The organism is Lachnospiraceae bacterium oral taxon 096 (assembly GCA_018141845.1).
Lineage (GTDB): Bacteria > Bacillota > Clostridia > Lachnospirales > Lachnospiraceae > F0428.
Window position 1 is genome coordinate 1,301,155 of record CP073340.1, and the last position, 24,487, is coordinate 1,325,641.

General features: G+C 37.2%; 23 protein-coding genes and 6 pseudogenes. 26 read left to right on the forward strand and 3 right to left on the reverse strand.

Annotated features, from left to right (window positions below; translation table 11 throughout):
• Positions 1-46 precede the first annotated feature (46 nt).
• The 24 genes and pseudogenes from J5A74_06485 (at position 47) to J5A74_06600 (ending at position 17,975) form a co-directional block, all read left to right on the forward strand.
• Positions 47-1,717 (forward strand): recombinase family protein, encoded by a 1,671-nt coding sequence (locus tag J5A74_06485; protein QUI95054.1) that lies wholly within the window; start codon positions 47-49, stop codon positions 1,715-1,717.
• 59 nt (positions 1,718-1,776) lie between these two features.
• Positions 1,777-2,343, forward strand: a complete 567-nt coding sequence (locus J5A74_06490; GenBank protein ID QUI95055.1) for a GrpB family protein — start codon at positions 1,777-1,779, stop codon at positions 2,341-2,343.
• 128 nt (positions 2,344-2,471) lie between these two features.
• Positions 2,472-2,792 (forward strand): DUF3847 domain-containing protein, encoded by a 321-nt coding sequence (locus J5A74_06495; protein QUI95056.1) that lies wholly within the window; start codon positions 2,472-2,474, stop codon positions 2,790-2,792.
• A 240-nt stretch (positions 2,793-3,032) separates the two neighbouring features.
• Complete coding sequence (locus tag J5A74_06500; protein ID QUI95057.1) at positions 3,033-4,493, forward strand: MobA/MobL family protein; 1,461 nt, start codon at positions 3,033-3,035, stop codon at positions 4,491-4,493.
• A gap of 61 nt (positions 4,494-4,554) precedes the next feature.
• Positions 4,555-4,974, forward strand: a complete 420-nt coding sequence (locus J5A74_06505) for a nuclear transport factor 2 family protein (GenBank protein ID QUI95058.1) — start codon at positions 4,555-4,557, stop codon at positions 4,972-4,974.
• Positions 4,975-4,986: 12 nt separating this feature from the next.
• The gene (locus J5A74_06510; protein QUI95059.1) at positions 4,987-5,604 is read left to right on the forward strand and encodes a hypothetical protein; all 618 of its coding nucleotides are present in this window, start codon (positions 4,987-4,989) and stop codon (positions 5,602-5,604) included.
• Between the two features lie 107 nt (positions 5,605-5,711).
• Positions 5,712-5,876 carry a transposon-encoded TnpW family protein gene (locus J5A74_06515; GenBank protein QUI95060.1) on the forward strand — a complete coding sequence of 55 codons (165 nt, stop codon included), beginning with the start codon at positions 5,712-5,714 and terminating at the stop codon, positions 5,874-5,876.
• A 56-nt stretch (positions 5,877-5,932) separates the two neighbouring features.
• Positions 5,933-6,292: pseudogene (locus tag J5A74_06520) on the forward strand (tyrosine-type recombinase/integrase).
• A gap of 506 nt (positions 6,293-6,798) precedes the next feature.
• Positions 6,799-7,362 (forward strand): annotated as a pseudogene (locus J5A74_06525) (phage antirepressor Ant).
• Between the two features lie 5 nt (positions 7,363-7,367).
• Positions 7,368-7,880: pseudogene (locus J5A74_06530) on the forward strand (DUF87 domain-containing protein).
• A gap of 18 nt (positions 7,881-7,898) precedes the next feature.
• A pseudogene (locus tag J5A74_06535) lies at positions 7,899-8,261 on the forward strand (C40 family peptidase).
• A gap of 34 nt (positions 8,262-8,295) precedes the next feature.
• Complete coding sequence (locus J5A74_06540) at positions 8,296-8,547, forward strand: DUF4315 family protein (protein QUI95061.1); 252 nt, start codon at positions 8,296-8,298, stop codon at positions 8,545-8,547.
• The gene (locus J5A74_06545; GenBank protein ID QUI95062.1) at positions 8,544-9,707 is read left to right on the forward strand and encodes a DUF4366 domain-containing protein; all 1,164 of its coding nucleotides are present in this window, start codon (positions 8,544-8,546) and stop codon (positions 9,705-9,707) included. The genes J5A74_06540 and J5A74_06545 overlap by 4 nt, the downstream gene beginning before the upstream one ends.
• A 198-nt stretch (positions 9,708-9,905) precedes the next feature.
• Positions 9,906-10,229 carry an LPS biosynthesis protein gene (locus tag J5A74_06550; GenBank protein QUI95063.1) on the forward strand — a complete coding sequence of 108 codons (324 nt, stop codon included), beginning with the start codon at positions 9,906-9,908 and terminating at the stop codon, positions 10,227-10,229.
• Between the two features lie 97 nt (positions 10,230-10,326).
• On the forward strand, positions 10,327-10,692 hold the full coding sequence (locus J5A74_06555; protein ID QUI95064.1) for a GNAT family N-acetyltransferase: 366 nt from the start codon (positions 10,327-10,329) through the stop codon (positions 10,690-10,692).
• A 70-nt stretch (positions 10,693-10,762) separates the two neighbouring features.
• Positions 10,763-11,218: a GNAT family N-acetyltransferase gene (locus J5A74_06560; protein ID QUI95065.1), complete on the forward strand. Its 456-nt coding sequence runs from the start codon at positions 10,763-10,765 to the stop codon at positions 11,216-11,218.
• A gap of 196 nt (positions 11,219-11,414) precedes the next feature.
• Positions 11,415-12,199: pseudogene (locus tag J5A74_06565) on the forward strand (putative ABC transporter permease).
• 6 nt (positions 12,200-12,205) lie between these two features.
• Positions 12,206-13,258, forward strand: a complete 1,053-nt coding sequence (locus tag J5A74_06570; GenBank protein QUI95066.1) for an EamA family transporter — start codon at positions 12,206-12,208, stop codon at positions 13,256-13,258.
• 100 nt (positions 13,259-13,358) lie between these two features.
• Entirely contained in the window at positions 13,359-13,790 is a 432-nt protein-coding gene (locus J5A74_06575) for an Rrf2 family transcriptional regulator (GenBank protein QUI95067.1), read from the forward strand.
• A 103-nt stretch (positions 13,791-13,893) separates the two neighbouring features.
• Positions 13,894-14,691 carry a protein-ADP-ribose hydrolase gene (locus J5A74_06580; GenBank protein QUI95068.1) on the forward strand — a complete coding sequence of 266 codons (798 nt, stop codon included), beginning with the start codon at positions 13,894-13,896 and terminating at the stop codon, positions 14,689-14,691.
• A 23-nt stretch (positions 14,692-14,714) separates the two neighbouring features.
• On the forward strand, positions 14,715-15,701 hold the full coding sequence (locus tag J5A74_06585; protein QUI95069.1) for a hypothetical protein: 987 nt from the start codon (positions 14,715-14,717) through the stop codon (positions 15,699-15,701).
• A gap of 165 nt (positions 15,702-15,866) precedes the next feature.
• Entirely contained in the window at positions 15,867-16,481 is a 615-nt protein-coding gene (locus J5A74_06590) for a hypothetical protein (protein ID QUI95070.1), read from the forward strand.
• Positions 16,478-17,476 (forward strand): nucleotidyl transferase AbiEii/AbiGii toxin family protein, encoded by a 999-nt coding sequence (locus J5A74_06595; GenBank protein ID QUI95071.1) that lies wholly within the window; start codon positions 16,478-16,480, stop codon positions 17,474-17,476. The genes J5A74_06590 and J5A74_06595 overlap by 4 nt, the downstream gene beginning before the upstream one ends.
• Before the next feature lie 202 nt (positions 17,477-17,678).
• Positions 17,679-17,975, forward strand: coding sequence for a hypothetical protein (locus tag J5A74_06600; GenBank protein ID QUI95072.1), 297 nt, complete (start codon positions 17,679-17,681; stop codon positions 17,973-17,975).
• A gap of 33 nt (positions 17,976-18,008) precedes the next feature.
• On the opposite strand, the pseudogene J5A74_06605 reads toward J5A74_06600, so the two are convergent.
• Positions 18,009-19,167: pseudogene (locus J5A74_06605) on the reverse strand (IS3 family transposase).
• A gap of 127 nt (positions 19,168-19,294) precedes the next feature.
• Between J5A74_06605 and J5A74_06610 the strand changes: the two are divergent.
• Both J5A74_06610 and J5A74_06615 read left to right on the forward strand, forming a co-directional pair.
• Positions 19,295-20,716 (forward strand): AAA family ATPase, encoded by a 1,422-nt coding sequence (locus J5A74_06610; GenBank protein ID QUI95073.1) that lies wholly within the window; start codon positions 19,295-19,297, stop codon positions 20,714-20,716.
• A complete protein-coding gene (locus tag J5A74_06615; protein QUI95074.1) occupies positions 20,706-22,115 on the forward strand; it encodes a hypothetical protein in 1,410 nt (469 codons plus the stop codon). Before J5A74_06610 ends, J5A74_06615 begins: the two co-directional genes overlap by 11 nt.
• A 78-nt stretch (positions 22,116-22,193) precedes the next feature.
• Here the strand turns inward: J5A74_06615 and J5A74_06620 are convergent, their stop codons facing one another.
• Positions 22,194-23,705 (reverse strand): ABC transporter permease, encoded by a 1,512-nt coding sequence (locus J5A74_06620; protein ID QUI95075.1) that lies wholly within the window; start codon positions 23,703-23,705, stop codon positions 22,194-22,196.
• On the reverse strand, positions 23,702-24,418 hold the full coding sequence (locus J5A74_06625; GenBank protein QUI95076.1) for an ATP-binding cassette domain-containing protein: 717 nt from the start codon (positions 24,416-24,418) through the stop codon (positions 23,702-23,704). The genes J5A74_06620 and J5A74_06625 overlap by 4 nt, the downstream gene beginning before the upstream one ends.
• Between the last annotated feature and the right edge of the window lie 69 nt (positions 24,419-24,487).

The following is a 24,487-nucleotide window of genomic DNA, read 5'->3' on the forward strand; positions in this document are numbered from 1 at the left end:
ATAGGGACAGAGAAAATAATAAGAACTTGGAAAGGAGGTAATTCTCATGTCAAATACGAAAAGAACAGGACAAACAGCCCTTTATGAGCGTTTAAGTCGTGATGATGAAATGCAAGGAGAGAGCAATTCTATCACCAATCAAAAGCAGCTACTTGAAAGCTATGCCAAAAGAAACGGCTTTGTAAATATTTATCACTATACAGACGATGGAGTAAGCGGAACAACCTTTGATAGAGAGGGATTTCAAAAAATGATAAAAGCAGTAGAAGAAAACAAAGTATCTACTGTGATAGTAAAAGATATGAGTAGGTTTGGCAGAGATTACCTCAAAGTAGGCTTTTACACCGAAATACTTTTCAAAGAAAAGGGAGTAAGATTTATCGCCATCAATAACGGAATAGATAGCGAGAAACAAGCAGAAAGCGACTTCACCCCATTTCTAAATATCATGAACGAATGGTATGCAAGAGATACCTCAAGAAAAATACAATCTATCTTCAGAGCAAGAATGGAAGAGGGCAAAAGAGTATCCCCAAGCGTTCCATACGGCTATTATAGAAACCCAAAGAACAAACAGCAGTTACTTGTCGATAAAGAGAGTGCAAAGGTCGTAAAACGCATTTACCATCTTGTTATAGAGGGATATGGAGTAACACAGATAGCAGATATACTAACCAAAGATAAAGTCCTTATTCCATCAGCCTATGCAGAAATACATTATCCTGAAAATAACCATAGTTCTAAGAAAAGAGGAATAGAAGACCCGTATTTTTGGACACCGACCACAATAGGCTATATCTTAGAAAAAAGAGAATATATGGGTCATACTGTTCTTGGTAAAACAATATGCGTTGATTACAAAACTAAGAAACGCAGAAAGGCGAAAGAAGATGAACTCATTATCTTCAAGAACACTCATGAAGCCATCATTGACGAAGAAACATGGAACAATGCTCAACGATTAAGAAAAACAGTGAGAAGAAGTCCAAAGTATGGTACAACCTCACACCCGTTTACAGGACTTTTAATCTGTGCAGATTGTGGAGGAAAATTAAGTTACAGAGAGCCGGCAGAACATAAAGAAAAGAAATATGATAGTGATTACTCTTTTGTATGTCAACATTACCGACACAGAAAAGGCACTTGCAGTATGCACTACATCAAAGTAAAAACAGTAAATGAAATTCTATTAAAATCAATCAAAGAAATCACAGACTTTGCCAAAGAAGAAAAGCAAGAATTTCTAAAAGTGATGAACAAATTATCCGATGAAAAAAGGGAAGAAAAGTATCAAGATGATAAAACGAAATTAGAAAAATTATCTTCAAGAAATGAAGAACTAACAACCCTTATTACAAAGCTATATGAAGACCATGCACTTGGAAAAATTCCTGTAAAACACTTTGATAGATTATTTAACACCTATGATACAGAGCAACAAGAATTAGAAAAGCAAATACAGTATTTTGAAAATGAAATAGAAAGCTATCATCAGAGAAAAGTTGACACCGATAAATTCCTAAAGATGATAGAAAAATATACCGATATTGAAGAACTGACAGTCCCAATGATAAATGAGTATATAGAAAAAGTTGTAGTCCATGAAGCCACAGGGGGAAGAAAAGGAAAAGATAGAAAACAACAAGTTGATGTGTATTTTAACTTTATAGGCAACTGTCAAGTACCACAAAAAGCCGATATAGAAAAAATGGCTTAAAAATGGTATAATATTGTTAATTATTTAGAGAGAAAAATTAGAATTTACAGAGGAAGAGTATGAGTAAAAAATTGGAGGAAATGAGCTTAAAAGAACTTTGGCAATTATTTCCGATATTTTTAGTTGAATATAATAAAAAGTGGATAATATGGTATGATGAAGAAAGAAAATCGATTTTATCAGCGGTTCCAAATATGTATATAAAAAGAATATCTCATATCGGTAGCACCGCTATATTGGGTATATGGGCAAAAAATATTGTGGATATATTGGTTGAAGTAAACAATAAAGAAGAATTAGATGTTGTTAAAAATATACTCATAAATAATGGATGGCTATGTATGAATGTGGCTGAAACTCGTACCACATTAAATAAAGGGTATACGGAACAAGGATTTGCGGAAAAGGTATTTCCTCTTCATATTAGAATTGCCGGAGATAATGATGAATTGTATTTCAGAGATTATTTGAATGAGCATAAGAAAATAGCTAAAGAATATGAAACTTTAAAACTATCTCTTTGGAAAGAATTTGAACATGATAGAGATGGATATACAAATGCAAAAGCGGAATTTATAAATAAATATACAAATTTAGCAAAAAATGAATATGGAGGAAGATATTAAATAACTTCCAGTTTGTCGAAGTAAAACAATTAAATACAAGCTATAACATAGCAGTTCACGAAACAGTAAATCAAATCGGTTTACTGTTTTTTTTATTGCTCAAAATTAGAAAGAGAGGAAAAGAGAAAATGAAAAATATAGACAAAAAAATCTTAATGGCGGAAGAAGAAATCAAGCAGTTACAAAACAAAAGAAAGAAACTCATCAGTCAGCAGAAACAGGAAGAGCGAAAGAAAAGAGATAGACGTCTTTATGAAAAAGGAGCAGTCTTTGAAAGTATCTTTACCGAAAGCAAGGATTTTACCAAAGATGAATTCTATCAGCTAATCACATTCCCAAAAATCAAAGAAGAAGTCAATCAAAAAATCCTAAAAATCATAGAGAAGCGAGAACAAAGCGAAAATCGAAATACAGGAACACAAGAGGAAGAAATGGAAACAGAGGAATAATCCCTTGTTAACAAGGGCGCACTTATACACCCTAAAGGGTGTGTGCGTTCTCCGAAGGCTCTTAGCAGAGGGCATATCAGCTAACGCTGATACAGGGGAGCTACACTCCCCTACGGAAATAAATTTCCTACCCCTTGTGTACTTCCCAAAAGAAATCGGATAAAAAGCAATCCGATTTTTTTAGGAAGTCTTTATCATCGCCACCATATCCATATCAGAAAAGAGAGGAGGTTTTTTCTTATGGCGATATATCATCTCAGTATAAAGATTATCTCAAGAGGAAAAAATAAAAGTGCAGTAGCAGCTTCCGCTTATCGTAGTGGCGAAAAAATAAAAAACGAATATGACGGCATAGTCCACGACTTTACAAGAAAAGGAGGAATAGCCCATACAGAAATCCTATTGCCACAAAATGCACCACAGGCATTTTTAGACAGGGGAACATTATGGAATAGCGTAGAGAAAATAGAAAAGAGTAAAAACTCACAGCTTGCAAGAGAAATCGAAATTGCTTTACCTAAAGAACTAAATCGAGAAAAACAGATTGAACTTGTTAGGGAGTATGTAAAAGATAATTTTGTAAATGTTGGTATGTGTGCCGACATTGCCTTACACGATAAAAATGATGGAAACCCACACGCACATATCCTACTAACAATGCGACCGTTAAATGAAGATACAACATGGGGAGCAAAATCAAAAAAGGAATATATCCTTGATGAAAACGGAGAAAAAGTAAAACTTAAAAACGGCAATTACAAAACAAGAAAGATAAATACAACGGACTGGAACGAGCAAGAAAAGGCTGAGCAGTGGAGGAAAGCATGGGCAGGTATTACAAACAAATATCTTGAAGGAAACAGCATACAGGAAAAAGTAGACCATCGTTCCTATCAAAGACAGGGCATAGAGCAAATACCGACAATTCATTTAGGAGTATCAGCAACTCAAATGGAGAAGAAAGGTATTGTTACAGACAGAGGAAATATCAATCGGGAAATCAGATATCAGAACAAAATATTAAGAGAAATCTCAAGAAGAATAAAAGCCTTATTAAATTGGATAAGGGGAATTGGAAAAGAAGAAAAAGCAGAAACGGAAAACATAAAATCTACCCTCCCACCAAAAGAAAACCTATTATCTGTTTTTGAAAACCTTATCCGTAACAATGCAGATAACTATAATGCAGACTTAGAAAAATATATTGAGAGTTATCAGCTACTTAAAGAGAAAAACATCACTTCATTATCGGAGTTAAAAGGAAATATACTTGCTTTAAGAGATAAGAACTACAAGACTACAAGAGTCTTAAAAGATGTTGAAAAGAAAGTGGATGATAACACCAAACTTATCGAACAAGCAGAGAAGTATTTGAAGCATAAAGACATCTACAAAGCCTATACAAAATTGAAGAAAAGCAAACAGGAATATTTTTACAACGAACATGTCGCAGAGCTTATTTTGTTTGAGAGTGCTAAGAAATATCTGAAAGAGCATTTAGGAGAAAACAAGACCTTAGCCATCAGTAAATGGAAATCAGAACTTATCACTTTGAAGAAAGAGAAAAAGAGCCTATACAATCAAATATTAGAAATACGAGAAGAAGTTGAACAAGCTGAAAAAGTTAAGACTTGTATTGAACAGTTACAGGAACATTCAAAGCAACTAACACAGGTAAAATGGAACGAGTTAGACCTATAAAATCAAGCGAAAAAATGGTATAATATTAAACAAGTATTTGATTTTGGAGGTGCTTAAATTCATGGATGAAAGAGAGAAAATCATTCGTTTATGGTTTGATATGTGGCTTACACAACAAGACTTAGGAATAGATGATATTTTTTTGGATGATGTGATTTATATTGAGAGTTGGTGTCCTAAGTATGAAAATCGGCAAACAGTAAAGCACTGGTTTAATGAGTGGAATACAAGAGGAAAAGTTCTTGCGTGGGATATAAAGCAATTTTTTCATAAGGATAATCAAACTATTGTAGAATGGCACTTCAAAAATAAAATGAATGAGGGGAAAGTTGAAGAATTTGACGGTATCTCTTTGATTGTTTGGACAGCCGATAATAAGATAAAAGCGTTGAAAGAGTTTGGTTGTAATTGTAACAACTACAATCCTTACAAAGAGAGTGAAACACCATTATTTAGAGATGAAAAAGTAAATTGGTTTTGAGGAGATAAAATATTGATGGAAAGTAGACCTGAGTTTGACAAAATTACATCGTTTGATGAATTTACTAAATACTATTGGTATCGTGAAGAACTTTCACAGATATGCAAGTCATTAGGATTAGAATATAGAGGCACAAAACAGGAACTCAATTATATTATTGAGCAATACTTTAAGGGCAATTTGATTAAAAAATCATCAATAAAAAATGAAAAGAAGCAAGTGGAAAATATTACTTTAGATACACCATTACTTGAATGTGGTTTTTCTTTTAATGCAAAGTTCAGAGAATATTTCACTGTTTTAACAGGTATCTCACCATTTAAATTTACTGCTGATATGGCAACAGTTTGGAGAAAAGTAAAAAGAGAAAATGATTTGAGTTTTACAATTCAAGATATGCTAAAAGTTTATTATGGGAAATCAGATTATGCAAAGTATGATAATTCGGTTTGTCAATGGAATCAATTTTTAAAGGATTTCTGTGCAGACGAAAATAGTTGCAACTACTCAAACAAATTAAAAGTAGCTTCTATTCTTTGGAAAGAAGTCAGAAATTCAAGAAATGAAAAAATTTATTCAAAGAATCTTTTGACTGAATATGCCGATAAAATAAAAGAGTATTGCAAGTAGGATATTTTTAGCTTGCTAAACTAACAATTCAATAAAAGCTAACACGAAAGCAGTAAATCAAAAAGGTTTGCTGTTTTTTCTTTGCTTAAAAACGGAAAGGAGGACACATGGAAGAAGAAAAAAGAGTAATAAAAGAACCACAACATAAACAGTTAATAATGGATATTGGAAAAACAAAATACACCGTAAACTTACATTTCAAGCAAGGTACAGGGGAAACATACAAGGATAAAATACTAAAGCTAATCAAGAGAGAAACAGAGAAGATATAAATTTATCAAAAAAATTTTGTTTATGTCCTTGACAAATCTTCCCAAAGGGAACTGTTTTGACGGAAACACAGTTTGTGAGGGTCTGGAAGTACATAACAGTCCGTTCCACCGCAGAACGCTGTTATTACACCTATGTAAGTGGGCAGTCCATCAAGCATAGAATAAAGCCAAGGCTTGGTGAGCATCAGCCGAACAATCCCAAGCTGGTGTATACGATGGACTTCAAGGTGACTCCGCACATGCTGCGGCACACCTACATCACCAATCTGATTTACAAAGGTGTTGATCCAAAGACGGTGCAGTATTTGGCAGGCCATGAGAACAGCAAAACGACTATGGACATCTATGCGAAAGTCAAGTATAATAAACCTGAGGAATTAAGCAGCGTTGTGAATGCTGCATTCGGGCTGCGTTAAACTGCACCAAAAATTCCTCGATTTCGTGGGTTTACCTATGGGTTTACTGAGAGAGGGAAGCCCGAAAACCCGCATGAATACTGGACTTTTTGGATCAAGGTCAGGTGAGTACGGTCTCAAAGCCGCTCGTCGTGCTCCACAGTTCTCAAAGAGATAATCGAGAATTTCAAAATGCTAAAAAAGCTCGGAAAATATGCCATTTTTCGGGCTTTTTCTATGCCTAAAATTCTGTCTGGACTGTTCGGTTTTGATGGAATTTGAACGGAAATTTATGGGCTTATAGTGGTCAAATTACTGGTGGACAAGCCCATTTTGACCTCTTATGGGTCAAATTACTGGTGGACAATAGGAGCAAATGAAGTCCAACTTTGCCATCGACGGACGAACACATACTTGACTGATTTACATAGAGCCTTGGCTCATTCTTTGAAAACGAGAATGGGTCGAGGCTCTATTTTTTTTCGTCCGAAATCCGGCGAGACAAATTTGAGCAGGAGGTAACAGGTATGACGGATTTCAATCAGAAGACCCATGACACCGATGTGGGCAGTCATGGCGGACAGTCGAGGCAGATGATGGAGGTGTTTGAGAACCAGGAGTTTGGTTCGATCCGGTTGTTACAGGAGGCAGGCAAGACCTTCTTCTGTGCAAGCGATGTGGCGAAAGCGTTGGGGTATGTGAATCCCTATGCCGCTGTGAAACGCCATTGCAGAGGCCCCCTAATGAAACGCAAGGGTGTCGTTCAGAAGGTGAATCAGTATGGGGATGCTGGAGAGCAGGTCGTTGAAATCTCCTTTATCACAGAAGGCGATGTTTACCGACTGATCGTTCACAGCAAACTGCCATCGGCAGAACGATTTGAACACTGGAGGTTTGATGAAGTTCTCCCGTCCATCCGAAAGTATGGAGTGTATATGAGCGATTCTATTTTGGATCAGGTGATTCAGCATCCGGAGGTCATCTACACCCTGGCAAAGGAGCTTGTAGCCGAGAGGGGGCAGCTTGAGGGTATCCGCAAACAGCTGGATGCGGCGCAGCCCAAGGCAGACTACTTCGATACCTTTGTGAATTTGGAGGGCTGAATGCGCTGTCCAACAACCTGATTATGGTTGACCGGAAAAAGCTCAAAAACCCCAATGGGCTGATCCTTGGTACCCCCGGTTCTGGTAAATCCTTTTCTGCCAAGCGTGAAATCGCCAATGCGTTTCTGGTGACGGATGATGATGTAATCGTGTGCGATCCGGAAGCCGAGTACACGGCACTGGTGCAGAAATTTGAGGGGCAGGTTATTAAAATCAGCCCTTCCAGTACGCAGTATATCAATCCAATGGACATCAACGCGAATTATTTGGAAGAGGATAATCCGATTGCCCTGAAAGCAGATTTTATCCTGTCCCTGTGCGAGCTGATCGTGGGCGGCAAGGAAGGCTTACAGCCGGTAGAAAAGACAGTCATCGACCGCTGTGTTTATCAGATTTACCAGACCTATTTTAAGAACCCGGTGCCGGAGAATATGCCGGTGTTGTAGGACTTGTACGAGGCACTGCTTCGGCAGGATGAAAAGGAAGCACACCATGTGGCAACAGCAGATGAGAAATTCCGAAAGATGATTACCGAAGCAGAGAAATATCTCGGTTATCCCTATGTCTGGGGCGGCAGTTCACCGAGCACGAGCTTTGATTGCTCCGGTTTTGTCAGCTGGGTCATCAACCACTGCGGCAATGGCTGGAATGTAGGCAGGCAAACGGCCAACGGTCTGATGGGGAAATGCGACATTATCCCAAAGAGTGAAGCAAAGCTCGGAGACCTGATCTTCTTCCAGAAAACCTACAACACCAGCGGAGCATCCCATGTGGGCATTTATGTTGGCAACGGGATGATGCTCCACTGCGGCTCACCCATTTCTTATGCTTCCATTGAGACGAGCTACTGGAGGCAGCATTACTACTGTATGGGAAGAATTCGATAAAACAGGGCGATTATTCGCCCGGAAAGGACACTATATGAGCTTGAAACTGGAAAAAATTGCTGCGGAGCGTGAGAAAGCCCGCAGAAAACGCGATGAGTGGGAGGAGCGCAGAAAGGAATGGGACAGAAAGTACCATGAGCAGGAAAACAGCGAAATCTGTGAAATGGTATATGCCCAGAGTCTGACTCCGGAACAGCTGGCAGTCATCATTCAGATGGTGCAGGCTGCGGTTCCCAACCCGGAGAACCTGAAACTGGATGAGAAAGAAACGGAGGATATGGAGTGAAAAAGATGATAGCAATGCTGCTTGCCAGTGTGATGGCGGCAGGAACCTTTACGACCACTGCATTTGCCTATACGGGTGAGGATGGGCAGAAGAATACGTTTGTCAGTACTGCTGCTCAGGAAGCAGATGTGGCGGAAAGCGCAAATGCAGGGAAAACAGACTGTGACGGCAACATCGAAATCGACCCGGACATGCAGGTGCTGCCGGATGGCTACGAAGTCGCTACGGATGCGGATGGGAACCTGATCGTTACGGTGGGCGGCAAAGAATACAACATCGGCGGCGAAAAGTCCCAAAAGCAGACTGGTACGGTGGTGCCGGGTATCACCAGCCTGCATTTTCGTTCCGGTCCCGGCATGGATCAGGAGATTATTGGGTATCTGCATTCCGGCGATACAGTGGAGATTGTCGAAAAATGCGGTGACTGGTATAAGGTGAACTTCAACGGCAAAACCGGGTATACACATGAAAAGTACCTGAATGTCACGGATTCTGCAAAAGACAGCAGCATGTTCAGTGAAGATGCTCTGAAGCTGTTTCTGGATCTGACGCAGAGCGGACTGTCATCCGAGAGTGAAAAGGAATCTAGTACAGCTTTGACCCCGGAAGGCAATATGACGCTGGTGGACGATATCGGTGAGGAAGAAGATAAATCCAGCCAGCAGTTCATCACGCTGGTGACAAAGGCTGACAATACCTTCTATCTGATCGTCGACCGCGATAAAGACGGCAACCAGAATGTGCATTTTCTGAATATGGTGGATGAGGCCGATTTGCTTGCTCTGATAGATGAAGAGGAAGCTGCCAAGTATCAGAAGAAGGAGCCGGAAGTCACGGAACCTGCGGAAACCGAAAAGCCGCAGGAGACGGAACCTGCACCAGAAGAAAAGAAAACAGAGAGCGAGCAGAAGAAAGCTTCTCCGCTTCCGATGATTATGCTGCTTCTGTTTGTAATTGGAGCAGCCGGTGTCGGCGGCTATCTCTATATCAAGATGAGGGGCGTAAAGCCTGCATCCAAGAAAAATCAGCCGGATCCTGATGCAGATTATCACGATGAGGATGAAGACGCGCTCCAGCTGCCAGAGGATGATGGTGACGAGGACGAAGAAGTGGATGTCAACGAGGATTACGAAGCAGAATCGGATGATGAACCTGTCTAATTAACACTGTGTTGACCTGAGGGGCGGCTGAGAAGCCGTCCCTTTTACATAGCTAAATGGTTTGTGAATGGAGTTTTTTGAGCCATGAAGCTATGGAAACTGTAGGTGATATCTGATAAAATAGAGAATAAGAACAGTGATACAAATCAGAATTTATCAGAAAATGAGGAATAGTTGAAATGGAGGCGCTATAATAACATGAAGATTGAAGGGAACCAGAAAGAACTGGATGCAATGGTAGAATTTCATAAGGGAAACCGTGTCGAGGGGCTGAGACTGCAAGAAGAATTTGCAGCGGAATTTCGTAAGGAGTATAAAGACAAAGATCACTGTCCTTGCCTGAAAGCCTGTCGTTATCACGGAAACTGTAAGGAATGTGTAGCAATCCACAGAGCGCATCAGGAACATGTTCCTAATTGTATGCGACCATTGATTAATAAAAAATTGAAATTGATGTCAGAATTAACAGAGCATACCTTGGCAAATGAAATAGAAGCTCCACATGAGATTTTAAGAAAATAGGCAAGTCAAATTCCAGTTTGTGAGGATGAATATAGAAATGCTTGTTGATAAAACTTTTTCTAGAAAACTGTATGAATACAAAGATGCTTGTTATCTAATGAGAACAGCATTTCCCACAAATGAGCAGATACCGATGTGGCTGTTGAGAGTGTTGGCATTTCGCAAAAATGTCAATTTCAGAGCCTTTTATGATGATGACCAGTTCTGTGGAGTTTTGTATACAGCTGAGGATAATAAATATATTTTTGTGCTTTATCTGGCAGTAGATGACCGAATCAGATCAAAAGGCTATGGTACGAAGATACTTGACTGGTTGAAACAGAATACAGAAAAAGAATTTCTTTTTATAATCAGAAAGGAATTTTTGATACTGAATGTAGATTTATTGATGAAGGCGAAACCTATTCTGTACTCGCATCTGATATTGAGCACTTTAACTCGAAAGAGTACGAAACGCTCCTGAGCAGATTTTCTTTTAGAACATATAAAAAACACATTACAAGATGATAAATTAGAAGTTGAGGAGCTGGAAGATGGGCATTAAATTTGAAAGAGGGATCAATAAAAATAATATTGAACTTTTATGTCGTTGGTCCAATGAACTAGGCTCAGCGTTTCAGGAGCAATGGATGGGCTCTCAAATTCCTTATCCATTGACCTATGATAAAATTAAAAAATTGGAAAATAAGTTTTCTATCTTTAATGAGGAAGAGTTCATTGGAATGATACAAGAGGTGCGAATCGAAGAAGATAACATCCATATAGGAAGATTTATATTAAATCCTCAAAAAACAGGATTGGGTTTTGGGACAGAAGCGTTGAAAGAATTTATAGATTTTATTTTCAAAGATGAAAATATTAGAAGTATTTCCTTAAGCGTTTTTGATTTTAATAAAAATGCAAAGCAGGTTTATGATAAGCTTGGATTTGAAGTTGATGAAGTGATTGAAACTCCAAAACTAAAATATATTATGAAAAAACACAGATAAATCGCAATTTGTAGACCTAAAACAGAATATGCTTCCTTACATAGCAGTCATGCACTTCGATATATGGTTGTTAATTTTTGCGAAAGGAACAGTATCGAATGAAGCTTGTATTATCGGAAAAGTTGGTGAAACATCTGCGGATTTTCTTGATGGAGAACAGAGAAAGCTGTTTAAAACTGAGGGTATAAGGAGTGTTATGAAATTATTTAGTGGTGCAGATTTAGTTATCTATTTCTTTATATACGGGCTTTTGGCTTGGATACTGAATACGGTTATATATAGTTTAAAAGAACAAAAGTATATAAATACTGGGGAACTGAATGTTCCAATTCTTGGATGTCCTGCTTTGATTATGATTTTGATGATTATAGTGTCTTCAGGCAGGAATGTTAGCTATTATGGAATGCTATTGTAGAAACTGTGTATGTACTAATTGTAGGGCATCAATTTATGAGACGCTCAAGTTTTGTACTTGGGCCTTTTAGCTTGGTGTGGGGACTTGGTGCGGTAATACTTACCTTGGCACTTTCAAAGGTAAGAAAGTAAAATACTCTCTCCATATTTTTATCTGGATTCTTTTTTGGTGGTGTGTTTGAATATCTTTGTTCTGTATTTACAGAAGTATTTTTCGGTATGAAGTTTTGGGACTATTCCTATATGCCTTTTAATATTGATGGCAGAACCAATCTTTTGTTTATGTTCTTTTGGGGCATAGTGGCACTTATATGGTTTAAATTTATATATCCACCTTTTTCTAAATTCATAGAGAGGATCCCACCTGTCACAGGTTCAGTCCTTGCCGTTTTTATATCACTGTTTTTTATTTGTAACGGAATAGTAACTTCAATGGTGATGATAAGAACTACAGACAGAAAAAATCACCCTGAGGCAAGGAATGTGATCGAGCAGTTCATAGATGAGGAGTATCCGAATGGGGTGGTAAAAAAAATGTGGCCAAATATGGATTTTTTGGAGGATTAATCATATATGAATAAGAGTGGAAAAACAATGGCGGTAATTATGGCATTAGTGGCAGCAACATTCTATGCGATAAATACTCCGTTTTCTAAAGTCCTCTTGGAAAAAGTGACACCGACATTTATGGCTTCATTTTTGTATCTTGGAGCTGGAATTGGTGTAGGTATAATGTATCTGTTTCATTCAAAGTCAGAGAAGAATATTGAAAAGTTGACAAAGGCAGATTTGCCATACACTGTCGGAATGATTGTCCTTGATATTTTGGCACCTATATTCTTGATGATTGGAATAAATATAGGTTCAGCTTCAAATGCATCATTACTTGGAAACTTTGAAATTGTAGCAACCACACTCATTGCTCTTTTTATATTTAAAGAGGTGGTAACATCAAGGCTGTGGGTTGCTATAGGATTTATTACATTGTCAAGCATAGTTCTTTCATTTGAAGGAAGCGGAAGTTTTAAGTTCTCTTTGGGTTCATTGTTTGTAATACTGGCAACATGTTGTTGGGGACTTGAAAATAATTGTACTAGAATGATTTCCGATAAAAGTACCTATGAGATTGTGATCTTAAAAGGAATATTTTCAGGTACAGGCTCATTTATAATTGCAATTCTTCTTGGAGAAAGTATACCTGATATAAAATATATTTTGATTTCAATGTTACTTGGATTTGTGGCCTACGGACTCAGTATATTTTTATATATCAGAGCACAGAGGGATTTGGGTGCAGCCAAAACCAGTGCATACTATGCCATAGCTCCTTTTATAGGCACCTTCTTATCATTTGTGGTGGACGGTGACAGGCTGACAAAAGTTTATTTTATTGGACTTATCTTTATGATAATCGGGAGCGTGATTGTCGTATATGATACAATGTTAAAAAATCATATACATTACCATGTACATACGATTGTTCACACACATAATGGTTCAACACATAAGCATATAATTAAGCATGAGCATACTCACTCCCATCTGGGTTCGGATGAAAAACATAATCATCATCATGATGATTATATAAACAGTGATGAGCATAAGAGAATACATGAGGAAAAGTAGAATAATTCTTAAAGTAATGATACAGCCTATTTAATGTAAATGTTGACATTACATTAAATAAGCTATATTATTTTACTAAAATAACAGAGGGAGTATACAAATGCAGATATCAAGCAGATTTACAATAGCATTACATATTTTTGCATGTGTAGAATATTTTAAAGATAAAGAGAAGATAACCAGTGACTTTCTATCAGGCAGTATAAGGTCAAATCCGGTAATTATCAGAAACATTCTTTCTCAGTTAAAGAAAGCCGGACTGATAAATGTAGTCAGAGGAACCGGAGGTATAGAGATTATAAAAGAGCCGTCTGAGATAACATTTTATGATGTTTATAAGGCGGTTGAAGTGGTTAAAGAAGAGGGACTGTTTCATTTCCATGAGGAGCCAAATCCTGCTTGCCCTGTAGGGAAAAATATACATAGCATATTGGACAGTAAGCTTAGTGAAATACAGGATGCTATGGAAAATAAGATGAAAGGCTATACTCTTTTGGATATTGAAAAGGGTATAAAGGAGATTTCAGACTAAAAGATGCTTAGACCGGCATCTTTTTTAATTTAAAGTATTGACAAGTTTGATGTAATTATTTATATTACAACTATCATGTGTTCTGTTTTTGAAGGAGGTAAGTATGAATCAAAAAGAAAAACTTGATTATCTCATAGAGGCTTTTAAAGAAGATTCTGGAGAGTACAAGAACTTAAAAGTACCTGTTGATACAGACGGAAAGAAAAGAATACTACGTTCTCTTATGAATATCAGAATGCCAAGGGAAATGAATACTGAGGTATTAAAAATACAAGATGAGTATCTAAGAGAAGCTATAAATGAAAATGGTATAGTAAAGCTTTCCGATATAGATACAGTGGAAGATTCTATCTCTATATGGCAGGGAGATATTACCAGGCTAAAGGTGGATGCAATAGTCAATGCTGCAAATTCACAAATGCTCGGTTGCTTTATTCCTATGCATACCTGTATTGATAATTGTATACATACATTTGCTGGTGTGGAGCTTAGAAATGAATGTAACAAAAAAATGAATCAGCTACGGATTCGTTATGGCAGGGATTATGAACAACCTACAGCAATTCCTATGCTCACAGATGCTTATAATCTTCCGGCAAAAAAGGTGATTCATATCGTCGGCCCTATTGTACAGGGGGGACTTAGCAAAAGGAATGAGGAAGATCTTAAAAACTGTTATAAAAACACTTTAGATCTTTGCGTTGAAAACAGATTGAAAAGCGTGGCATTTTGCTGTATATCCACCGGAGTATTTCATTTTCCGAATAAAAGAGCAGCCGAAATTGCAGTAGCAACTGTAAGAGAATGGCTAAAAGAAAATCAAGGTAAAATGGACCTTGTAATATTTAATGTGTTTAAGGATGAAGATAAGAAATATTACGAGAAAGAAATTTTGGTATAAATTTGTAGAAGGAGGACTGTGCTATGACTAAGATTTTTGCTAAAAGACCAAATGGTTATCAAGACTCAATATCTAAGGGAATAGCTGCGGCACACTACTTTAGAGGTAGAGCTTCATATGGTAAAGGCAGTAGGGATGATCAGATAAAAAAATTTAAAGAAGAAATAGAAAATGCCGATGCGATTTTGATTGGAGCCGGTGCAGGTCTCTCCACATCTGCAGGCTTTACATACACAGGTGAAAGATTTGATAAGTATTTCTTTGATTTTGCAAAGGCTTTCGGTATAAAAGATATATATTCAGGTGGTTTTTATCCGTTTCCAAAGAAAGAGATATTTTGGGCATGGTGGGCAAGGAGTATTTATTTTAACAGATATGTTGATGCTCCAAAACCTGTATATAAGGATTTACTTGACTTGGTTAAGGATAAGGACTATTTTGTAATTACGACAAATGTAGACCATCAGTTCCAAAGAACAGGATTTGATAAGAAAAGACTTTTCTACACTCAGGGAGATTACGGACTTTTTCAAAGTATAAATCTGGATTGCAAAGATACCTTTGATAATAAAGTGTGGGTAGAAAAAGCCTTGGAAGCACAGGGGTTTATTAAAGATGAAAGCGGTGTATTTATCGTACCTAATGATAGAGAGATTCTTATGGAAATACCTACTGAGCTTATACCGAAGACTCCGAAAGGTGAAGATGTGATTACAAATCTTCGAGCTGATGATACTTTTGTAGAGGATGAAGGCTGGCATAATGCCTCAAGTAATTATGCGGATTTTTTAAGAAGACATGAAAACTTGCATATACTCTTTTTGGAACTTGGAGTAGGTGCAAATACACCTGTCATTATAAAATATCCTTTTTGGCAGATGACATATGACAATAAAAAGGCGATATATGTATGTTTAAATTATGGAGAAGCTTTCTGCCCGGAGAAGATAAATGATAGAAGTATATGTATTGATGGGGATATTGGTGAAATTCTGTCAAAGCTTAAATAAAAGTGAATTTTTTGACATGGGCGTTTAACTTTAACTGTTCGACGCCCTTTTTTCATACCAATTCTCACCAAAAAGGAGTGAAAAGCAATGAGTATAAGGAGTATATTGAAATTATGTCACGAATATTATATAATATTAGTGACATAATAAAAGGAGGGGGTAGGTATGAACAATGGATATATGCAGGAAATACGAGATCGGATTCTTGCTGCTGAGGAAGGTTCAGTTTTTGTTGCTCCTGATTTTGCAGACATTGCGGACACTGCAACAATCCGCCAAGGATTGAAGCGCCTTTATCAATCCGGAATTATTCGAAGAATTATCAGAGGTGTCTATGAAAAACCTAAGTACAGCAAGCTGCTTGATGAATATGTAGCGGCCAACCCGAATGCTGTTGCTAAAGCATTGGCACGGAGCTACCACTGGACTATTGCTCCATGTGGAAATACGGCCCTGAATCTGCTGGGTCTCTCTACACAGGTAACGGCTGTCTGGTCCTACATCAGTGACGGTCCATATAAGACCTATGAGTGGAATAACACTAAACTGGAATTAAAGCATAGGACTAATAAGGAAATTACCGGACTGTCTTATATGACAAGTTTGGTTATTGGGGCGCTGAAAACTTTGGGAAGGGCAAATGTGACGCCGGAGATTATACATACACTTTCTAAAAAGCTGTCCGATGACGAAAAGAGTGCTTGCTTGAAAGAGGCAAAAGAATCTACGGATTGGGTTTACGATACGATACGAAAAATATGTGGAGGTGATATTCAATGAAAAATGTAGCACGCTTGCCGGAAAACGACCGGCGTGAGCTCTTCCGAAATACAGCTGATAAAATGGGATTGAATGATGCCATCATAGAAAAAGATTTTTGGGTATGCTTTACTCTGGATTATCTTTTCCACCGATGCTATTGGAAGGACACTATTACTTTCAAAGGCGGAACAAGTCTTTCCAAGGCATTCAATTTGATTAGCCGCTTTTCCGAAGATATTGACCTGATTTTGGATTGGAGGGTGTTGGGATACGGTAAGGACGAGCCGTGGGAACAGCGCTCTAATACTAAGCAGGATGCCTTCAACAAAGAAGCTAATGCACGGGCAGAGGTTTTCCTTGCTGAGCAGTTTTGCCCCACCATTCAGTCAGAACTCTCTCAGGAGCTTGGTTGTGAAGCAAAAATATATATAGATGAAAAGGACAAGCAGACCGTTATATTTGCCTATCCGCACCTATTTACAAATTCTGCTACCATGCAGGTCATTCGTTTGGAAATCGGTGCGCTGGCCGCTTGGACACCTGCAAAAACAGCCCGGATAGAGCCATATGTTGCAACCTATTACCCGAAAGTTTTTACACAAAAGGATACGGCTATTTTGACTGTTGCGCCTGAGCGAACTTTTTGGGAAAAGGCAACGATCCTACACCATGAGGCCAATAGACCGGAGAAATTAGAAATGCCGCAGCGTTATTCAAGACATTACTACGACCTTTACCGTATGTCAATATCGCCGGTGAAGGAATCCGCCTTTGCCGAGGTGGAATTGCTGAAAACAGTGGTAGACTTCAAAATGAAGTTTTATCCGAGAGCTTGGGCAAAGTATCCGGAAGCTGTTCCCGGCACTTTGAAACTGGTTCCCCCGGAGTATCGATTTGTGATATTGGCTGCAGATTATGAAGCAATGAAGGATATGCTCTATGGTGATGTTCCTACATTTGATACTGTCATGAGTGCAGTCAGTGAATTAGAAAAAGAAATCAACGCACTGTAAAAACTTAATAAGATAATTCTACCTTAATACAGATAAAATATCCTTTTTGGCAGATGACATATGACAATAAAAAGGCGATATATGCCTGTTTAAATTATGGAGAAGCCTTCTGCCCTGAGAAGATAAATGATAGAAGTATATGTATTGACGGGGATATTGGTGAGGTGCTGAAAAAGATAAACTAAGCTAAGGAGGAAAATTTATGAGTATACTTACACTTAATTCAACATTTAATGATATAAAGAATCTTTTGAAAGATGAGGATATTTGCTTTAAGAAAACAATTGAAAAGACTTTTGAAGAAGTATCAAAAGATGAAGAGCGAAAAAATGCATTTTGCTTTTTTATGGCAATGGCTCTGGGGGGCGTGGGAACTCTTGGTGATAAATACAGAGTTGTAGATAATAGTGAAATTCAGAGTAAGTTCTTGGATATAGTCGGAATAAGTATAGTGGTTCAGTTGTCTAGACAAAAATCTAAGCATTTTATAATGAACTGATATATGTAACTGGGTAGGGGAGAAACTCCCCCCTCAGGCTGCATGATCATCCAGTAACAGGATTGGATAATAGCAGGATGCCGGTGTCTGATTATTGAGTGCTGAATGACAACGTTCAAAGTTGTATGTATGCACATATTTCCCAATAGCCTTCCTTGCTTCTCGGATATTGTTGTATTGGGTCAGATATGCTTCCTCGTACTTGAAGCTCCGGAACCATCGTTCAATCATGATATTATCAGCCCAGCGGCTTTTACCATCCATGCTTTGACGGATCTGGTTCTCTTTGAGGAAATTCATGTACTCATTGCTTGTAAACTGACAGCCCTGATCCGAATTCAGGATAATAGGTTTTGCTACCATAAACGCCTTTTTTAACGCAGTTATGACCATTCTGGTATCTAGAGTATCATCGACTTCCCAGCCAACAATACAGCGGCTGTACCAGTCGATCACAGCGGTCAGATACAGGAATCCGTGCTTGATGGGGATGTATGTAATGTCGATTGACCATGCCTGATTAGGACGGTCGATAACGGCGTTTCGTAGCAGATACGGGCAGACTTTAGCCTGTTGCATACGTTTAGAAAGGTTCATTTTTGGATAGATTGGATCCATCCCCATTTCATTCATATAACGGCGCGTTTTCCGGCGGCCAACCTGATGCCCACGCTTCTTCAGCTGAGCAGACAGCTGTCGTGCTCCCCAGGCCGGGTTATCTGTGTGTAATCGATCTATGATCGATTTGCAATCTAACTCCTCCTGAGATATGGGCGTGCCCTTGTAATACACACTGGTACGGTTGATATCAAGAAGCGCAGCTCCTGTTTTAACTGGAAGTTCTTTAGTCTTCAAAAGGTTTTGGACTAAATTTACTCTCGTAGTCAGGTCCAAGTGTTTCTTCAGATTTTTTTTTCAACCAATCCACCTGCATGGTGAGCTGGCCAACTTTTTTCGCATATTCAGCTTTTTCCTTGCGCTCTAAAGCGAGTTTTTCTTTCAGATTATCCTCTCGTGTGTCATCAAAAACCACGGATGCTTTATCGAGGAACTCCTTCTTCCAGTTGCGGAGAAGATTTGGCTGAATATTGTTTTCGGTTGCGATTGTATTTAAGTCTTTTTCTCCTTTGAGCAGTTCAATCACTAATTCTGATTTGAATTTGGCGGAGAAATTTCTTCTTGTTCGAGACATAATAAAAATCCTTCTTTCTGTAGTGTTTACAGTATATCAGATTCATTAAGAAATGTCTCTTGAAGTGTCTTAAATTACGATACCATTATAAAGTGGTGATGACTGGTCAAGATATACAAGAAAATTTGTGAAGCCAAACAAAGACGAGAATCTAAGGGGTGACTACAATAATTGCTTATCAGGAATACATAATAGCAGCCTTAAAGACATTTATGTAAAGGGGATTGAAAGCTTAAAATATGGTAATGGACTAGGTTTATTTGATGAAAAAGACTGGTACTTTGCAACACAAAAAGCAGGCGAAGAAAAAAAAGTTTCTTCTACAAATGGCAAAATACCTGAAAGAGTAAAACAAGGAATAAACGATATAATTGACTGTCTTATTAAACAGATGCAAAAAGAGTATAAAGAATATAAAGAATCTAAAATAGAAGATACTCCTCAGTATAGTTTACTATTATCGAATAAGCAGCTTATTATGAACGGTGCACCGGGAACCGGAAAGACATACTCAGCAAGAAATATTATAGCAGATATACTGTTTGATACCCTATGCGAAAGTGAAAATAAAAAAGAAGAAATCAAGAAAGTCAGAATGGATATGGTACAGTTTCATCCGTCATATGACTATACAGACTTTATAGACGGTATCAGACCCAACTTGTCAGGTAATGAGCTGAAGTATTCACTTAAAAATGGTTCTTTCAAATCTTTTTGTCGTAGGGCAGGTGTAATAGAAAGAATACTTGCAGCAGGTAAAAAGGTTGATGCCGGCAGTATAGAGGATTTTTTGATTGGAGAAGATGAGTCAATCAAAAAGTTTTGGGAGTCGGAAATAGAGAAAGGGGAACTGAAAAAAGAAATTGATAAGGTAGATGAAAGTAAAGATATTGTAGAGTTTGACCCAAGTAAACTTCCAAGTTTTCTCTTTATTATTGATGAAATAAATCGTGCAGAAATTTCAAAGGTATTAGGGGAGATTATGTACTGCCTTGATCCGGATTACAGAGGAATAAAAGGTATGATTTCAACACAATATTCTGCATTGGCAACGGATGAAACATTTTTTATAAATAAGGATAACGATAAATTCTTTATACCTTCAAATGTCTATATTATCGGTACTATGAATGATATAGATAGAAGCGTCGAGGTGTTTGATTTTGCACTGAGAAGACGTTTTGCATGGTATGAGGTAAAGCCTGATAAAGTGATGGATGATGTGTTAAAGTCTATGGGAATAGAAACCTTACTTGAGCAAAATTATGAAAATTATAAAACTAAAATAGACGATCTTAATGATGCTATTGTGGACAAATTAAAGCTTAGCAAGCATTATTATCTTGGTCCTTCATACTTTGCCAAAATTAAGCTGTACTATGATGAGGGTAAAGATTATAAAGAGGCTGTAGAAAAAGTTTGGGACAATCATATTTCACAGATTCTAAATGAGTATGTCAAGGGCAGAGGCAAAGAAAATGAGGTTGAAAATATTAGAGAAAATTTTATTTCTAATATTTCTAATTCAGGAGAAGGCGATGAAAAATAAAGGGGCAAATACTCTTGAGGCAATTACTCTTGAAGATAATCAACACCCAAACAAATACTATACTTTTGTTTCTGAGAGTAAAGATGGAGGAATAGAAGATGGTCATATACCTGAGGTGTACAAAAGTTATATAGAATCTGTTGGTTCTGTAAACAAGCTTATAAAAGAGCATAATGCTATCATTGTACCCAAAAGAGAGAGTTTTGAAAAAGATATGGCTATAGAGATAAGAAACAGTAAGATATACACTTATAACTGGGTTGGAGTTATCTCTACTCCAACACAAGATGAAAACAGTAGGAGAATAGAAATTACTTCTCGATTTGATACCAGTGAAAAGCAATATTTTCTTCTTTACTTATTGAGCAGTGTTTACGGTGTGAATATTTTTAATATTGATGTCAACAGTAAGGAAGAAAGTAATTATATCATCATTTTGATCATCCTTTTTCTGAGCAAAATTGTGGAAGCGTACGGCAGCGGACTGTATAAAGAATACAATAGAAGTAAGTACAATGACTACAATTTTAAGGGCTCAATAGATATTGACAGGCATATAAGGCTTAATACACCTTTTATGGGCAAAACAGCTTATAAAATAAGAGAGTATAGCTATGACAATGAAATATTATACTTAATGCGTCAGGTGCTGGATTATATTATCTGTAATCATTTTGAAGTGTGGGAAGCGTGTTTAAATAATGAACTGATGTTGAATGAGATAGTGAACGTGATAGAAAATGCCACTCCATCATATAGAATGAATATCAACTATGCCGATACTATAAGTTGCAGAAGAGAAATCACTCATCCAATGTATCGGGACTATGAAGAAGCGAGAAAACTTGCAATTATGATATTGAGCGAATCAGGACAAAATATATTTGACAATTCTAAAGAACTGTCATTTAGTCTGTTGATTGACATATCGTGGCTTTGGGAGGAATTTGTTGCAGAAAAGCTCTTGAAAGAATGTAATTACAAGCATTTGTTGACGGACGGATCTGCAGGAACATTAGAATGGTCAAATAGAGAATATTGGTATCCTGATTTTATTGAGGAAGGAGATGAACATAAAAGAAGAAATATATTTGATGCCAAGTATAAGTTTTGGGATTGGAATAAAAATGACGACATTCATCAACTGCTATCCTACCTGCTTATATCAGGCGGAAATAACTGTGGTATAATTTACCCGGATAATAAGTCAAAGACATGGAGTTATCAAGAGATACATTCATATGAAAAATTCTATGGAAATGAACATCCTAAAATATATAAAATGCCTATGTATATTTACGATGGTAAGGACATGGGATATTTGGAATATTGTAGGGTTGTGGAGGAATCTATAAAGAAATGGAAGGAGAACTTTCAAAACCTATTATTTGAAATTTAGGAGGCAATGAATGAAAAATATCAAATACAGCCTTGATATCATTAAGTATCAAGGCTGTATTTTTATTAAAGATACCCTCTACCTCCCTGTCTTTATATCAGTACTGTTCAGATAAAGCAATCCTATGGCAAAAGAAATAAAAATATAGAGTAAACAAGTTATTATTACAACAGGCAGATTTATTTCACCGGTTATATTTGTGCTTCCCATAGAGTATATCAGCATTGAAAAAGGTGTTGCATAGAAAAATCCCTTTACGGTGAGAAGAAGCCCTAAAATATTTCCAAGGAAGGCAAGTCCGACAGGTATTGCAAATGAAGGTATGATCAGTGAAAGCATACACTGAAAGCTTGAAATAGCAATGATACAAAGTATACTTGCAAAGATTCTTAAATAGAATTCTTTCGGTATGCTTCCTGTAATTCCAATAATCTTTCCTGAAACAATATAGATAAATGCAATCCATATCATACAAATAGATGACATTGTGGCTACGGTAAGCCATTTATCTTTTAATACTTTGAAACGCGAACTCGATGTAAGTATTATATTCCAGTTGGTTCCAAGATGCTCCATACGAAAATCAAGGCTTGCAAGTATGGCAATTAAAGGTGATAGGAAAAACATACCTAAAAACAATGACTCCTGTGTCCAAAGATCCGCCCAGTCCAATGACAACACTCCTTGATTTGAAAGAAAATTTATAATACCGATACCAGCAGAAATTAACGGAATCAAAACAAAGGGAATCCATACAGGGTTTCTCTTTATCTTGATAAGTTCTACAGGCAATAGGGTATGAGCACTTTTGCTTTTTCTATTTACAAGAGCAATCTTAAAATTACCTGTTTCAGGATTATTAAATACCAATAGACTCACCTTATGTGTAACAAAGAAATATAACAAGCTTATCAATATCGCTTTTATATCTATTGCATTCCATGAAAGCAGCATTTCTCTTGTGGCAGAGTCATAATCCATAGTAACGGTACTTAAAGAAAAAAGTACGGACCATGGAGTAAGTGCCGATTTACTTACAAAAGCAATGAATACACCTGCAAGTGTGCCTCCGAATGCAATGGAAAGTGCTGCAAATTGATTCCTGAATTTTAAGGACAGCAGACATTGAAGCTGAAATATAATCATTCCGAAAATAATCTCTGCAAATTCAGTCTGCAATAATGCAAAAATTGGGAATCCTCCCCCAATCATAAATTTAATACCTAAATATAAAATCATTATTGTCTGTATAAAACAAAATAAAGCTATATGTATTAAGCCGAATAAAAGCTTGGAAGAAAAGAGTTTTTTCCTGCTTTCCAGTGTAGGTAGAGTATTCCACATATTTCCTTTATTTTCTATATCTATACATCTGCTGGCCAGTACAGACATCATAATAGAAATCAACATTGTATTCAAAAACGGAATCGAGCTGAAGATCCTTTGCCATTCCTGTCCTTTTGGAAAGTCTTCATATGAAAGGTAGAAATAGTTTAATGCTGTTACAATAAATAATAAGAATACGGAAATCAGGTATTTATTTTTTGTAAATTCAATGGATATTGACTTATTTAAACTGATTTGTTTCATAATGACTCCTTTTCTCCGGTAAGCTCAAGGAAAATCTGCTCCAAACTCTTACCTGATGATTCAAGATTTGAGAGCTTTCCCTGGTACAGCATTTGACCATGATTTATAATACCTACATAGTCAGCCATTTGTTCTATCTCATTGAGCAGATGGCTTGAGATAAGTACAGTCATCTCTTTTTCTTTCGGTAGGGAAGTTATAAGTTTTCTAATCTCCATTATTCCGGCAGGATCAAGGCCGTTGGTAGGCTCATCCAATATGAGTAATTTTGGATCTCCAAGAAGTGCCATAGCGATACCAAGCCTTTGCTTCATACCAAGTGAATAAGCGGCAAGCTTTTTATCTCTTTGTTCATACAGTCTTACTGTTTGCAGAGCTTTTTCTATTTCAGTTTCTTTGACACCTTTTAACTTTGCTATGATTTGCATATTTTCAAGTCCTGTTAAATGAGGATATCCTCCGGGATTTTCTATAAGACTACCTGTTTGACGAAGCAGATTTAAAAGATTCTTGTTTGAAACTTTTTCACCAAAGAGTTTAATCTCTCCTGAGTCTTTTTTTATAAGTCCTAAAATCATTTTCAATGTAGTGCTTTTTCCTGCTCCGTTCGGCCCAAGAAATCCGTATACACAGGATTTCGGCACACTCATGGATAAGTCATGTACACGATTTTTTTTAGTTAAATTTTTTGTTTCAAGTATTGTATCCGTCATTGTTTTTCTCCTTTTGCTTGATATGTGAGTATGATAATAACTGAAGATTAAACGAAGATTATCGCTACA